This window comes from Vibrio sp. 1562 (assembly GCF_033340155.1).
In the GTDB taxonomy this organism is placed as follows: domain Bacteria; phylum Pseudomonadota; class Gammaproteobacteria; order Enterobacterales; family Vibrionaceae; genus Vibrio; species Vibrio alginolyticus.
In genome coordinates this window covers 35,507-50,171 of the sequence record NZ_JAWOVY010000020.1, presented here as the reverse complement: position 1 = coordinate 50,171, position 14,665 = coordinate 35,507, and the positions used below count along the sequence as shown (strand labels likewise).

General features: G+C 44.5%; 11 protein-coding genes. 6 read left to right on the top strand and 5 right to left on the bottom strand.

From position 1 onward, the window contains the following. Positions 1 to 10 precede the first annotated feature (10 nt). From R7Z49_RS18245 to R7Z49_RS18235, 3 genes are all read right to left on the bottom strand, one after another. The gene (locus R7Z49_RS18245; RefSeq protein WP_005376549.1) at positions 11 to 994 is read right to left on the bottom strand and encodes an AAA family ATPase; all 984 of its coding nucleotides are present in this window, start codon (positions 992 to 994) and stop codon (positions 11 to 13) included. 85 nt (positions 995 to 1,079) lie between these two features. Next, positions 1,080 to 2,381 (bottom strand): anaerobic sulfatase maturase, encoded by a 1,302-nt coding sequence (locus R7Z49_RS18240; RefSeq protein WP_033906479.1) that lies wholly within the window; start codon positions 2,379 to 2,381, stop codon positions 1,080 to 1,082. Positions 2,382 to 2,487: 106 nt separating this feature from the next. After that, positions 2,488 to 4,014 carry an arylsulfatase gene (locus R7Z49_RS18235; protein WP_186585377.1) on the bottom strand — a complete coding sequence of 509 codons (1,527 nt, stop codon included), beginning with the start codon at positions 4,012 to 4,014 and terminating at the stop codon, positions 2,488 to 2,490. Between the two features lie 140 nt (positions 4,015 to 4,154). Here R7Z49_RS18235 and R7Z49_RS18230 point away from each other — a divergent pair, with 140 nt between their 5' ends. Continuing rightward, positions 4,155 to 5,012 (top strand): LysR family transcriptional regulator, encoded by an 858-nt coding sequence (locus R7Z49_RS18230; RefSeq protein ID WP_186585379.1) that lies wholly within the window; start codon positions 4,155 to 4,157, stop codon positions 5,010 to 5,012. Positions 5,013 to 5,146: 134 nt separating this feature from the next. On the opposite strand, the gene R7Z49_RS18225 is transcribed toward R7Z49_RS18230, so the two are convergent. Then, on the bottom strand, positions 5,147 to 6,694 hold the full coding sequence (locus tag R7Z49_RS18225) for an arylsulfatase (protein ID WP_005376560.1): 1,548 nt from the start codon (positions 6,692 to 6,694) through the stop codon (positions 5,147 to 5,149). 306 nt (positions 6,695 to 7,000) lie between these two features. Here R7Z49_RS18225 and R7Z49_RS18220 point away from each other — a divergent pair, with 306 nt between their 5' ends. The 3 genes from R7Z49_RS18220 to R7Z49_RS18210 all read left to right on the top strand — a co-directional run bounded on the left by R7Z49_RS18220 (position 7,001) and on the right by R7Z49_RS18210 (position 10,032). Next, complete coding sequence (locus tag R7Z49_RS18220; RefSeq protein ID WP_005376561.1) at positions 7,001 to 7,387, top strand: winged helix-turn-helix domain-containing protein; 387 nt, start codon at positions 7,001 to 7,003, stop codon at positions 7,385 to 7,387. An 80-nt stretch (positions 7,388 to 7,467) separates the two neighbouring features. Further along, the gene (locus R7Z49_RS18215; RefSeq protein ID WP_042520719.1) at positions 7,468 to 9,822 is read left to right on the top strand and encodes a fatty acid cis/trans isomerase; all 2,355 of its coding nucleotides are present in this window, start codon (positions 7,468 to 7,470) and stop codon (positions 9,820 to 9,822) included. 18 nt (positions 9,823 to 9,840) lie between these two features. Then, complete coding sequence (locus R7Z49_RS18210; protein WP_005376565.1) at positions 9,841 to 10,032, top strand: hypothetical protein; 192 nt, start codon at positions 9,841 to 9,843, stop codon at positions 10,030 to 10,032. Positions 10,033 to 10,082: 50 nt separating this feature from the next. Here the strand turns inward: R7Z49_RS18210 and torS are convergent, their stop codons facing one another. Further along, entirely contained in the window at positions 10,083 to 13,046 is a 2,964-nt protein-coding gene (gene torS, locus R7Z49_RS18205; protein WP_186585381.1) for a TMAO reductase system sensor histidine kinase/response regulator TorS, read from the bottom strand. Positions 13,047 to 13,089: 43 nt separating this feature from the next. On the opposite strand from torS, the gene torT reads away from it, so the two are divergent. Continuing rightward, a complete protein-coding gene (torT, locus tag R7Z49_RS18200; protein WP_318111909.1) occupies positions 13,090 to 14,139 on the top strand; it encodes a TMAO reductase system periplasmic protein TorT in 1,050 nt (349 codons plus the stop codon). 64 nt (positions 14,140 to 14,203) lie between these two features. Then, entirely contained in the window at positions 14,204 to 14,659 is a 456-nt protein-coding gene (locus R7Z49_RS18195; RefSeq protein ID WP_005376571.1) for a methylglyoxal synthase, read from the top strand. Positions 14,660 to 14,665 lie beyond the last annotated feature (6 nt).

Below are 14,665 nucleotides of genomic sequence, written 5' to 3'. Positions count from 1 at the left end.
TGCCTCCCACTTACCCAATTTCTACACAATCTAGCAGCTCTTGTACGACTCGTTGATGATCGACCCCATCTGCCAGTGCATCGTAGGTCAAAGAAAAACGGTGGCCCAATACAGACGGAACCATGGCACGCACATCGTCAGGAGTCACATGGTCACGTCCTTGCATCCACGCATACGCACGAGCGCATTTGTCGAGTGCGATGGAAGCACGAGGACTAGAGCCAATCTCAATCCATTTTGCTAAGTTTGAATCGGCATAACGCTCTGGCTTACGAGTCGCCATCACTAACGCAACGATGTAGTTTTCCACTAGGTCCGATACCACGATGTTTGGTAACTGACGGCGCGCTTCTAGCACCACGTCTGGCTCGATGTGTTTTGGCGTAATAATTTCGCTGCTGGTTTCCGCACCCAATTCTTCACTGCGCACCAAACGAATGATGTCACGTTCGGCGTCATCTTCTGGATAATCGACGGTAACCTTCATGATAAAGCGGTCCATTTGCGCTTCTGGCAGCGGGTACGTGCCCTCTTGCTCTACAGGGTTTTGCGTTGCAAGCACCATAAATAAGTCTGGCAATACGTGAGTTTTATCGCCTACCGTTATTGTGCCTTCGGCCATGGCTTCAAGCAGTGCCGCTTGTACTTTGGCTGGTGCACGGTTGACCTCATCAGCAAGTACAATGCTGTTAAAAATTGGCCCTGGCTGAAAATGGAGTTGCGGCTTACCATCCAGCTCTTGATAAACCTCAGTACCCGTCACGTCAGATGGTAAAAGATCCGGCGTAAACTGGATTCGACCAAAACTGGTGTTTAACAAGTTCGCCAAAGATTTTACGGAACGTGTTTTTGCCGTTCCCGGTAAACCTTCTAGCAGAATATGCCCATTTGTTAATAACCCGATGACTAAAGCTCGAACCACGTGGCTTTGTCCAATGACGCTTTTTTCTGTTTGTTCGATGAGTTCTTTTATCGCTTGTTGTGCGTGGTTCATAGGATACCTTTTCAATGGTTTAAGCCGTCTTTTCGATAGTTAAGTATAAGAACAAATGAAATAACTTAAGGTTATATTCACTATGTTATCTTTGCGGTTCTTGAGATTGGAGAAGTTGTGCAAGACCAACCAACATCGGTAACGCATAATCAAAGAACATTTTGATTCCCGAACACAAATAGTTTAGACCACTCTCACCATTCGGCGTTTTGATCAAACGGTTTTTTGGGCACTCACCCCAACAATAAGGCAAGTAAGGGCATTGCTTACAATACGTCGGCAATGAATCGCGTTTTGCCATGCCAAAAGTATATTGTCTTGTAGAGAAGGCCATTTCATTCAGTGAGTGTTCATGAATGTTGGCGAGTTTGTATTCTGGATACACATAGTGGTCGCAACTGAACACGTCGCCATTGTGCTCAATCGCCAACCCTTTGCCACAAAACTCCGCCGTCACGCAAAGCTGAGACGGTTTCCCCATTACTTGCGCCACCGCGGTTTCAAACAGATTAACCAGCACACGGCCAAGATCGTTATTCACCCACTCTTCAAAGGTCGCCATTAAAAAGCGTCCCCAGTCTTCAGGATCGACTGACCAATCCGTTACAATCGACATTGGATGCCCCGGTTTAGCCAGATCACTGCCTTTGGTTGGGATCATCTGTTCGTTCCAAAACTGCGGCGCGGTTGTTTGGAAGTTGTTGGCTTCTACCACCGGCGCAAACTGAATATAAGTCACACCCAATTCTTGGGTTAAAAATCGATATACTTCGAGCGGGTATTTCGCATTGTGACGATTCACCGTGACCAACGCGTTGAATTTCACGCCATGCGCTTTGAGCTTATCTACCGCTTTCATCACGAGATCAAACGTTGGCTTACCGCTGCGGGTTTTGCGATATTTGTCGTGCAGTTCTCGTGGTCCATCAATCGACAAGCCAACTAGGAAGTTGTGCTCTTTTAAAAACGCACACCACTCATCGTTTAGCAAAATGCCGTTGGTCTGAAGGTCGTTTTCAATGCGAACGCCTTTCGGCTGATATTTCTTTTGCAAAGCTACGACATTGCGGAAATAGTCCAACCCAAGCAGCGTCGGCTCCCCGCCCTGCCATGAGAATACAATTTCTTCGCCATCCTGACTTTCGATATAGCTTTTCACGAACGCTTCCAGTGTTGCGTCGTCCATTTTTGGCTGCTTTTCTTGGTGCAGTAGATTTTCTTTATGCAGATAAAAGCAGTACTGACAATCGATGTTGCACTTTGCTCCGCCTGGCTTTGCCATCACATGGAATCGACGGTCATACGCGCCCAGAACAGGCGCTTTAGACGCCGTTTTAAGAGGAACAATAGGCATAGTAGTAGAATGGCGAGGGGAAATCTTACTCATACGTTTCTCACTATTACATATACCCAAATAACCTCGTGAGCGCTGTACAGCAAAAGTGAAGCTATTTGGGTATATAGCGCTCCAAAAAGCGCTATATAATCTTAATTTACTTAGAAGACTTAGGTACGAACGAACCTGCTTCCATACGAGGCGGGAATTCTTTGAATGTACCCATCACCTCTTTCACTGTATCCATTGCTGGCATCATTAAGAATGAACGCTCGTACATCCAACGAGAATAACCCATGCCTTGATCGCCTCGTTCAAATGGATCAATGCTCAAGTCAAAGATCAGTGGCACACGAAGTTTAGTGAACGGCTTACGCCATACATCCATACCCGTTTCATTCTCTTGAATCATAAAGTGGAACTTGTACTTTCCTTGGCGCAATGCCACAAGATCGCCGTCGTCGCTCCAGTAAACGAACTCATTTCGTGCGGATTTGTCTGACTTACCCGTTAAATATGGCAGTTGGTTGTAACCGTCTAGGTGAACTTTGTAGTCCATATCGCCAACTTTTTTGCCTTTTAGTAATTCGTCTTTAACTTTGGTATCACCTGCCGCAGCAACTAGTGTCGGGAAAAAGTCCTCTAATGACATCATGCCGTTGAATGTTTTACCTGCCTCAATTTTTCCAGGCCATTTAATTAACATTGGCACACGGAAACTCCCTTCCCAACCAGTGTTTTTCTCTGAGCGGAACGGTGTCATCCCTGCATCCGGCCACAAATCAACCATAGGGCCGTTGTCAGTGGTGTAAACAATGATTGTATTGTCATCCACACCTAACTCTTTGATCTTGTTAAGTAGCTGACCGATTTGGTCATCGTGCTGCTTAACACCATCCGCGTAGAAACCGGCACCTGTTTTACCTTGGTATTCTTCAGGAACATGCGTGAAGTTGTGCATGCGAGTGGTGTTAAACCAAGTAAAGAACGGCTTGTCCGCTTTTACTTGTTTTTCTATGAAGCTTTTTGCGGCATCAAGAAACTCACCATCAACATTTTCCATACGCTTACGCGTAAGTGGACCGGTATCTTCGATTTTGCCGTCAGCGTAAGAATGGATAACGCCACGAGGGCCAAATTTCTTCTTGAACTCCGGATCTTTAGGGTAATCCACGTTCTCTGGCTCTTCTTCTGCGTTCAAGTGGTATAGGTTGCCGAAGAATTCATCAAAACCGTGGTTGGTAGGAAGATGCTCGTCTCGGTCACCTAAATGGTTCTTACCAAATTGTCCGGTTGCGTAACCCATTTGCTTAAGCACGGTTGCAATCGTCGGATCTTTTTCCGAGATACCTTCCGGAGCGCCTGGTAAGCCCACTTTTGATAGACCTGTACGTTTTGGCATTTGACCAGTGATGAATGCAGAACGGCCTGCTGTCGAGCTTTGCTGTGCGTAGAAGTTAGTGAACTTCGCACCCTCTTTAGCAATGCTATCGATGTTTGGCGTGTTGTACGCCATCATGCCTTGGTTGTAGGTACTAAGGTTCCAGTAACCAACATCATCACCAAAGATGACAAGAATGTTGGGTTTGTCCGCTGCATGTGCAACTGCAGATGCAGCGCCCAAAGCTAACGTACATGCGTTAAGTACGAGTTTTTTACTGCTCGTTTTGGTCGCATTTTTCATATTATCTCCAAGAGTTCGCTAGTGCGTAAAAATGGTATTCGCTTTTCAATACCATTGTTGATATAAGATAAAGCACTAATTTCAGGCGATAAATGCAGTCAAAATTAGTTAACCTATAAATTAAATTTATGAGTGACGTTATGGACTTGAATTTGATCCAAACTTTTCTTGTTGTTGCGGAGTTTCAATCTTATACAAAAGCCGCGGAACAATTAGGGCTTACACAACCTGCTGTGAGCGCTGCAATAAAGCGTTTAGAGCAAGTCGTAGATAAGCAATTATTCGTTAAAAAAGGACGAGGGATCGCACTAACCTCCACCGCTTATCAATTACTGCCGCAATTCCAGCAAGCGGTTAATATTATTGACAATGCGATATCTGATAAAAATCATTTTGAAGTGTGTTGTTCGGAAATTTTGTTGCACATTATGGACCCGATAAAGAACACTATTTTTTATGAATCACCACCCGAAAAATTCCTATTATTTGAGCTGTTAAGACAACAAAAAGTCGATCTAGTAATCGATACGGTGATCACAAAAGATGCAGCGTTTATTATTGAAGATGCCTATGAGGAAGAAGCCGTGGTTATCTGTCGTGAGAACCATCCCCGTGTACACGGCACGCTCACAAAAGAGCAATTTTATGAGGAAACTCACTGTTTATTTTCAGGAAAATGGAACAACATGTCGGGGTTCGAGCAACTAGCAAAGGAAACAATTCAAGAAAGAAAAGTCGACTTGATCACATCTTCGCTAGCGGGCATGGCGCTGTATGTCGCCCAAAGAGACAGTTTAGGGATCGTGTCTCAATCTTTTGCAAACAAGTGGAGCAAAGCGCTCAAACTTCAAATTTTGCCCTGCCCCATTTCGATACGCTCTATCCCTTACAAGTTCGTCTACCATAAGCGAGAGGTAAACAACCCAGCCCACATCGCTCTACGTGAAAAAATCAAAGCCAACTTAACGGCAGCCCGCTACGAACCAATTTGTTTATAACTCTTGTCAATTGAAGCGTTAGGCGTTTTCGTCATCAAGCTTTCTACAAACCTGAATAGATAGAGTTTTACAGATAAAAAAGAGGCTCATTTTAATGAGCCTCTTTCTATATGTGATACTTCACTTAGCTTTTCCTACTTATTTGGGTTCTCTTTTAGTTTCTCCATCACTTGATCGAGCGAGAAGCTTGCTGCTTTTTGCCTTGGTGGGAACTCTTTAAACGTTTCAAGGAATCTGCCTACGTAAGCTTGCGCAGGAACAAGCATGTAAGCACGGTCTAGCATCCAATCGTAGTAAGTGTTAGAAGTGATATCAGCCACTTCGTAAGGATCCATACGCAAGTTGAAGATCTTAGGAACACGAAGTGTGGTGAATGGTTCAGCCCAAATACGCAACGTACCTTTTGCTCGTTGCTCCATAAAGACCAGCTTCCATTTGTTATAGCGAAGTGCAGTTAAGTCTCCATCATCTGAGAAGTAAAAAATTTCTTCTCGTGGGGCCTTATCCTCTTTACCAGTCAAATATGGTAGGAAGTTATAGCCGTCTAGGTGAACTTTGAATTTCTTACCATTCGCACTATAACCTTTGAGCAATTTCTCTTTGATATTGTCATCACCCGCGGCAGCAACGAACGTTGGCATCCAGTCCATGTGATGCATGATATCATTCGAAACAGAGCCAGCTTTAATTTTACCCGGCCAACGTACCATCGCAGGAACTCGGTACGCACCTTCCCAGTTGGTATTTTTCTCTCCACGGAATGGCGTTGTACCTGCATCTGGCCACGAGTTCATGTGTGGGCCATTATCGGTGGAGTAAAAGACGATTGTGTTGTCTTTAATACCCAAATCATCCACTTTTTTCAGTAGCTGACCTACATGGTTATCATGCTCGACCATACCATCTGCATACTCGCTGATACCTGTTTTTCCAGAGTTCTCTTCTTTCACATGAGTACGGAAGTGCATACGAGTTGCGTTCCACCAGACAAAGAAAGGTTTTTCAGCCTTGACGGCACGATCCATAAAGTCGAGTGCCGCATCTAACGTCTCTTCATCCACGGTTTCCATGCGCTTGCGAGTTAGAGGCCCTGTATCTTCAATTTTGCCATCAGCGTACGAACGGATAACGCCGCGCGGACCGAACTTTTTACGAAACTCAGGATCTTTAGGATAATCGACGTTTTCTGGCTCCTCCTCGGCGTTCAAGTGATAAAGGTTGCCAAAAAATTCATCGAAGCCGTGATTAGTAGGAAGGTGCTCATCTTTATCACCTAAGTGGTTTTTACCAAATTGCCCTGTCATATAGCCCATCGGCTTCAGCATTTCGGCAATGGTTGCGTCCTCTTCCTTCAAGCCAAGATCAGCACCTGGAAGCCCCACTTTACTCAAACCTGTTCTAAGAACGGTTTGGCCCGTAATGAAAGTAGAACGGCCCGCTGTACAAGATTGCTCACCGTAATAGTCAGTGAACATCATGCCTTCTTTGGCGATACTGTCTATATTTGGTGTTTTGTACCCCATCAAGCCAAACGTGTAAGCACTGAGATTGGACTGGCCAATATCATCACCCCAAATGACGAGAATATTTGGTTTCTCTGCTGCGATACTGCTACTTGTCGCACCGATTAAAGCGGCGGCAAGAATCGCTAATCGGCGTTTAACGCCATATTTCGCTGTCATATAAACCTCTGTGTGTATTAGAAAAGTGCTTCCTGCAACAGAATGTATAGTTCACAAATAGCGGATAAGCGAATTTACTAAATGAGAATTCTTTCTATCTTCGCCTAACATTACACCGTTATTTGTAGCTAATACGCACTCCAATAGCACTTTAGTTCAGAGCGCCATCGCACCATTCATCACTACTATTAATCTCAAATATTAAGATTGTCTACGCATATCACAGTGCTCATAAAGTACCTGATTGCTTTTATATAAATATTAATGATAATACGTTTTACTACTATTAATAATTAAGGTACCCGTGTGCTTGACTCCAAGGTTTCAAATGGAAAAACTTCCCAATGCCAACACAACGGCGTTCACCATAATGATGAGGAGCTATTACTAGATAAGCGCACTCACTCTGTGGTACTCAATTACCTGCCAAACAAGAAATCTGTTCAGTTAACAAGCATTCAATTTAAGCTGCTGCAAACTCTCACTCACCATCAAGATCAAGTACTTAGTAAGCATTTTCTTTACGAAACAGTACTAAAACGTGAATTTACTGAACATGATCGAGCACTCGATATGCACATGAGCAGAATGAGAAAGCGTCTAGTTCACGAAGGCGTTCCAACAGACAGAATTCAGACAGTCCACCGCCAGGGTTACATTTTCAAGCGCTCAGACAATCAACAGAAAAATTAACGCTAATTGACCCAACTTTTGGTAATTGACCGCTTATTTTGCTTTAATTAATGCAAATTCTAATCACGTAAAATAACTCAATGAATTTGCGCTTAATTTTTACACTTTGCATTGCTACTTTGTTTGCCGGCTGTGCAACCTATGCTGGTCTTAACTATGACCAACTGTTTGGTCCACAGCTCGTGCGTGAACGCACAGTTGACGTGGAAACCCCTCAAGCAAACTTCTTCCAAAGCGAAGTTAAACCCATTATGGATAACCGCTGTGTCGTCTGCCACGCGTGCTACGATGCACCATGTCAACTTAAGCTCTCTTCTGTTGAGGGCATTGACCGTGGTGCGAGTAAAGCACTGGTATATGAAGGAACAAGACTCACAGCCGCAGCACCAACACGCTTATTCGAAGATGCAGAAACAACCCAAGAGTGGCGCGATGCGGGTTTTCATCCGGTTCTCAACGAACGTGATCAAAGCATGGCAGCCAACATTGATGCAGGCCTTATCGCACGTTTGCTACAACAAAAAGAGCGCCACCCATTGCCTGACCAAGTCCAGTTAGAAGGCTTTGACTTTTCGATAGACCGAGAGCAAACCTGTCCGACGATTGAAGAATACGAGCAATACGAAAAGGATAACCCGACCTGGGGAATGCCTTTTGGTATGCCAAACCTATCAAACAGTGAATACCACACACTCATGACTTGGTTGGAAAACGGCGCAATAATGAACGTTCACCGACCTGTTAGTGAGAAAGAGCAAGCGCAAATAGATAAGTACGAAGCATTACTTAACCACTCTGATTTGAAAAATCAGCTGATGGCTAGGTATATATATGAGCATTTATTTTTATCTCATCTCTACTTTTCGGAACTCGATGAAGATCCCCGATTCTTCACGCTCGTCCGCTCTGCTACACCACCAGGACAGCCCGTCAAACGTATTTCAACGCGTCGCCCGTACGATGATCCAGGGGTTGAACGTGTGTTTTATCGAATTATTCCAGAGCAAGGGACCATAGTAGATAAAACTCACATGCCATTCGCGTTAAACAAGCAACGCATAGAGAACTGGAAAACTTGGTTTATTGATGCTGATTACATGGTTAGTCAGCTACCGAGTTATGAACCAGAAGTTGCTGCAAACCCGATGACATCATTCATCGACCTTCCAGTGAAGTCGCGCTTTAAGTTCATGCTAGATAATGCACAAAATACAATAATGGCATACATCAAAGGCCCAGTTTGTCGTGGCCAACTGGCATTGAATGTTATCAATGATCGCTTTTGGGTGTTTTTCCTTGATCCAGATAAAGCAGACATCCCAGAAGTAAATGAGTTTTACCGATCTCAGGCTGATAATCTAAAACTGCCGGCAGAGCAAGAAAGTAACACGCTACCTGTTACCAACTGGGTCAAGTACGCGCGTCAACAAGCTCGCTACCTAGAGGCTAAATCTGAGTTCACTAATAACTGGTTTAAAGAAGGTGAAAACCTATCCACCGATGTAATTTGGGATGGTAATGGCACCAACCATAATGCGGCATTAACGATATTCCGCCATTTTGATAGTGCTTCTGTTGTTCAAGGGTTAGTTGGTGAGCAGCCTAAAACAGTGTGGATTCTTGACTACGCGCTACTAGAGCGTATCCACTATTTGCTTGTTGCTGGGTTTGACGTTTACGGTAACTTCGGCCATCAGCTCATGACACGAATGTTTATGGACTTCTTGCGTCTAGAAGGCGAAAGTAACTTTATCTCTTTGTTACCCGCCGATATGCGCCATGAACTTCAATCTAGCTGGTATAAAGATCAAAGCCCGCAGTTGAGTGACTTTTTACAACGAAATGTGAAGCCGTTTAACCAACCAACCAGCGTTCAGTATAAGAGTGACGATCCAAAAACGGAGTTGGTGGAGTTGTTGAGAGAACATGTCTCAGGTGTGCTTCTGCCTCGCTACGAAATTCAAGATACGGCTCTTTCTGCGAGTAATGAAAAACAACTAAAACGCATTGACCACGTTCGTGGTGAAGGCCTGAAAACCGTTCCGCAAATCACTATGCTTATGGTGAGAAGTCAATCAGGGGAAGATGAACTGTTCACCTTACTTCACAACAATGCACACACAAACATCTCTAGCTTGTTTGATGAAGAAAGTAACCGTGACTTTGCTAACGATGACATGACCATTGTACGCGGCGTTGTGGGAAGCTACCCTGCGGCATTTTTCTCGATCAACGAAAACCAAGTAAAAGATTTTGTCGATCAATTTAGTGCCATCCAAAACGAGTCCGATTACGTTAAGTTATTGGATAATTTTGCGATTCGTAGAAGCTCAGAAAAATTCTGGTCATTTAGCGATCGTTTACACAATTGGTACCGTACAAAACAACCGATCGAATTTGGATTACTTGACTATAATCGTTTTGAGAATCGATGATGATTTAAGGGGGTTCTCATGGGTATCCGAGATAACATTGCCGCTCTTGAACAACAGATTTACGTTGCTTGTTCTGAGGGAGACTACGAAACGGTCAATATGCTTGAGCATCAACTCGAATACTTGCGTGGCAAAGTGGAACATCCTTTTGATGATGACCCTTATGCCCTAGACACTCGATTCGAGTGGGAAGATGACATGACCGAATAGAAAAAACCTCCGGAAAGCCGGAGGTTTTTTTATTTTCAATGCTCGATGGATTACTTCGCCATTAACTCATCCAGAGCTTGAATTGATGCAGACACTTGAGAAACTAAATCATCTTTAGTCGCATTATAGGTATCTAAAGGTTGAGCCGCGGCTTCAATTGCTTGGCAAGCGTTCATTAATGCAGTTAGTCCTAAACTTCCCGCGCTGCCCTTTAATTTATGGGCAAGGTTCTTTACTTCTTTACTATCATTGTCCTCAGCAGACGCTTGCAGTTTGCTTAATACATCAGTGCTGGTGGATCTAAACAGATTAATAATGTGCAACATCTTATCTCTGCCCAAGATTTTCATATCGGACTCAATCACGCTCGGATTAATGATAACCACATCGGGTTCCTTTGTTTTAGGTGCTTGAACGACCTTTAATTGTAGCTCTTGTTCTTGAGGCGAAATTTGATCAAACGGGGTACAGTCGGCATTTTGTGGCAACAACAACGGCTTTCCGTCTAGCGCATCCTGAATCAATGCCGCGAGTGCCTCTTTTGCCAATGGCTTAGGCAAGTATCCGTCAAAACCAGCGGCTAGATAGCGCTCAACTTCTTCCGCAAAAACGTGCGCAGACACTGCAATCATTGGCGTGACGGCAAGCGCTTTATTGGCCGGCTTATCACACTCAATCCGCTTTAAGCGTTGGATCAACTCAGTTCCATCACAATCAGGGAGGTTGATGTCGACCAAAGCGATATCAAAATCTTGTGTGCTGATCAGTTGCTCTGCTTGTGAGCCGTTTTCTGCCATCACGACTTGGTGCCCCATGCTTTCTAGAAAGCCTTCCGCGACCACTCGGTTGACTTCATTATCTTCTACTAGCAAGACCTTTGCTTTCACTTTGCAACGTGCGGTTGCCACGGTTCCTGTTTCAATAGGTTCGCTTTCCTCTAACGGAATAGAGAACCAGAATCGGCTACCATTTCCCTCTTCGGAATCGACTTCTAAAACACCGCCCATCGCTTCAATGATTCGCTTACTGATGGCAAGTCCAAGCCCCGTGCCTCCAGTTTGGCTCATCCCACCTTCAGCTTGCGTGAAGGCATCAAACAACGTTCTCTGGTATTTTTTGGCAATTCCTATTCCAGTGTCTGATACTTCAAACAGGACTTGCGACTCGTCCTCAGGGTTCAGGCTAACGTAGATATCAATTTCTCCTTCGTCAGTGAACTTAATCGCGTTACCAACGAGATTGTTCAGCACCTGACTGATTCTGGTGACATCCCCTTTCCAGTAGCGACTAACATCACTTTCAATATGGTAGGAGAACAGCAGCTTCTTCTCTTGTGCTCGACTGTTCATTAACTGGAAAGTGTCCTCCACCATTTGGTGTAAATCAAAGCCCATGTGACGAATTTCTAAATGCCCCGCTTCAATCTTGGAGTAATCCAGTACATCATTAAGGATCGCGAGCAACGTTTTACCACTACGATTAATGATTTCCGCATAACGCTTTTGAATTGGGTTGAGGCCTGAGTCAATCAACAAGCGTGCTGTCCCCAACACTCCGTTCATTGGCGTTCTTATCTCATGGCTCATCGTCGCCAAGAATGCCGATTTTGCTCGGCTCGCTTGCTCTGCTTGCTTGCGAGCTTTAGCGTGATTCAAAACCTCTTCATTCAAACGGCGGTTTGCTTGTTTTAACTGCGAAGTGCGCTGCTCAACGAGCTCTTCTAAATGCTCTTTATGCTCCTCAAGCTCTCGCTTGGCTTGAGCTTCACCCTCTGCTACCACTTTTAGTGCTTGCGCGGTATTACGAGCCGTGATGATGGCCTGCCCCATATGCGCCAACTCATCTTTGCCTTTCACTTCCAACTCAACCGCTAAGTTACCCTGCGCCACAGACAGCAACGCAGCGGAATATTCAGCTAACCGCTTCACAACAGAAAGGTACACCACACGCCATAAAATCAGCACCAATACAATCAAACCAACAATTGAAATAACGGTTAAAGACCACTGAGCGAATTTCAGTGTGCTGGTCAATTGGTCTACAGCGACGGTAGTGGTTTTGTTTGAATCATCAACCAATTTGTTGACCGTGCCATTAAGCTCTGAGAACAACTCTAATGTCTTTTGCATCAGTTGTTGTGACTGTTCGTTATTCTCGTATTGCTGCATCAGTATAGAAAATACGACCTGACGCTTACCAAGCTCTATGAGCAGTTGGCTCATTTGCTTAGAGCGCGTAGGATCTTCCACAGCGAGTACACGGCGTTGCATGATTTTGAGGTTGCTATCGAAATCACTTTGAACCTGTTGAATTCGCTCAATATTCGTTAATGTCCGAGCCTCTTCAATCTGATTCAACATTTTAAAGGCCAACAAGTGCAGTTCATGTAATCGCTCAGTCAGATCAAGATCGACCTCCACCAGTGCATCTAGCGCCTGATAAACTTGCGATTTTTTATTCGATTCTAATAAGTCATAAATATGCGTGACGTTAGCAACAGCAATGGTGCTTGTATTCTGAACTTGCGTACGAGTTAGTTGTTCTAGCTCTTCACTGAGCAGACGCATTTCTTCAACACGAGTATCTATCTCTTTTGCAAGCCACAGCTTTTTTTCAACCGAAACACCGAGTTCTGCCAAATTGTCGATAACGTTCTGGACGTTATTCTCTAAAGCTTCTAACAATTGAGAATCGAACGACTCACTCCCGAGCTCCTTGATGTGAGTGAGTAAAGACTCGAGCTGTTCGAACAGCACTCGCCCTGACTCCTTTCTTTCCTGCTCGTTTCTTGCGTTCGACAACATTTGTACAGACGAAATAATACGAGTACTCAACTCAGAGACTTGCCTCGCCTCAATCATGGCGGGAATCGCAGAATCCACGACATTTCTTTCGGTTTTGGCAACCAAAGAAAATCCAGACACACCAATAAGTGCCGATAACATGACCAGTATTGCCATCGCAATGAAAGACAACAAAAGTTTACGACCGATGCTTGCAGTTGCTAGCAGCATATTTTCATGACCTTAATGTTCGTGTTCAGCGACATATTACGTTATATTTTGCAGTGTTTACTTAATCTATGCCAACGAACTTCATTTCATGGTTAAAAATCAACACGCATTTCGCACATTTTTCAAACATTCTGCAGCCACTTTAACCCTCGTTGCTTCTTTGCCAGCGGTTGCCGCAGAGAAAATATGTGCAATATACCCTCACCTAAAGGATTCATACTGGTTGTCAGTAAACTATGGAATGGTGTCCGAAGCGAAAAGAGAAGGTGTCGAGCTACGAGTTCTTGAAGCGGGCGGCTACCCAAACAAAACCCGTCAAGAACAACAACTCGCACTGTGTAACCAATGGGGAGCAGATGCAGTTATCCTTGGGACCGTGGACCCACAGGCTTACGAGCATTCACTTAAAAATTGGGTAGGGAATACTCCCGTTTTTGCTACTGTGAACCAACTCGACTTGGATGAAGAACAAAGTGAGTTGCTAAAAGGGACTGTCGGTGTTGACTGGCATTGGATGGGATACGAAGCGGGTCAATATTTGGCAGCTCGTCATCCAAAGGGGTCAGGAAAGACCAACATTGCCTTACTTTTGGGGCCGCGAACTCGTGGTGGTACGAAACCCGTTACTGCCGGATTTTATGAACCGATACAAGGAAGTGATATCAACATTGTTGACTCATTTTGGGCAGACAACGACAAGGAGTTACAACGTAACCTAGTTCAACGTGTGATCGATATGGGAAATATAGATTACATTGTTGGCAGTGCAGTGGCGATTGAAGCGGCCATCAGTGAGCTGCGCAGTGCCGGCAAAGCTGAGGAGATCGGTTTAGTTTCTGTGTACTTAAGTCATGGTGTATATCGAGGCCTGTTACGTAACAAAGTGCTCTTCGCACCAACAGATAAAATGGTGCAGCAAGGTCGGCTTTCCGTGATGCAAGCAACGCATTACTTAAGGGGTGAAGCTTATGACAAACATGCCTCACCAACCATCAAACCACTGACTCCGAAGACGCTTCATGACGACACGATCGAAGAATCGTTATCTCCGTCAGAATATAGGCCGACATTCCGTGTTAAGGCTGTTGATTGAAAGACCAAAAACGTGTTCTATTGAGTCACAACAATTTTAAAATCATACAAACGGAAACATCTTGATGCAAAAAACCATTCGTACCATGCCAACCCATAAACATGTGGCTTTGGTTGCTCACGACAACTGCAAACCTGAGCTACTTCGCTGGGTAAAAGAAAACAAAGAAAAGCTACAGAGTCACTTCCTTTACGCAACTGGCACGACAGGACACATGCTAAGTAAAGAAACTGGACTTGCGATCAAGAGCATGATCAGTGGTCCGATGGGCGGTGATCAACAACTAGGCGCTCTTATTTCAGAAGGCAAAATCGACGTTCTCGTTTTCTTTTGGGATCCACTGAATGCCGTACCTCACGACCCAGACGTTAAAGCGCTTCTTCGTATTGCTAGTGTTTGGAATATTCCTGTAGCAACGAACCGAGCCACCGCTAAGTTCCTGTTTAACTCCCCTCTTCTTGAGCAAGAAGTAGACATCGAAGTGCCGGATTACGAAGCCTATCTTGCTGAGCGCATGTAAGCTTTG

Coding starts and splice junctions, on each gene's coding strand:
- R7Z49_RS18245 (WP_005376549.1), bottom strand. CDS start 994: ATGAACCACGCACAACAAGCGATAAAAGAACTCATCGAACAAACAGAA.
- R7Z49_RS18240 (WP_033906479.1), bottom strand. CDS start 2,381: ATGAGTAAGATTTCCCCTCGCCATTCTACTACTATGCCTATTGTTCCT.
- R7Z49_RS18235 (WP_186585377.1), bottom strand. CDS start 4,014: ATGAAAAATGCGACCAAAACGAGCAGTAAAAAACTCGTACTTAACGCA.
- R7Z49_RS18230 (WP_186585379.1), top strand. CDS start 4,155: ATGGACTTGAATTTGATCCAAACTTTTCTTGTTGTTGCGGAGTTTCAA.
- R7Z49_RS18225 (WP_005376560.1), bottom strand. CDS start 6,694: ATGACAGCGAAATATGGCGTTAAACGCCGATTAGCGATTCTTGCCGCC.
- R7Z49_RS18215 (WP_042520719.1), top strand. CDS start 7,468: ATGAATTTGCGCTTAATTTTTACACTTTGCATTGCTACTTTGTTTGCC.
- R7Z49_RS18210 (WP_005376565.1), top strand. CDS start 9,841: ATGGGTATCCGAGATAACATTGCCGCTCTTGAACAACAGATTTACGTT.
- torS (WP_186585381.1), bottom strand. CDS start 13,046: ATGCTGCTAGCAACTGCAAGCATCGGTCGTAAACTTTTGTTGTCTTTC.
- R7Z49_RS18195 (WP_005376571.1), top strand. CDS start 14,204: ATGCAAAAAACCATTCGTACCATGCCAACCCATAAACATGTGGCTTTG.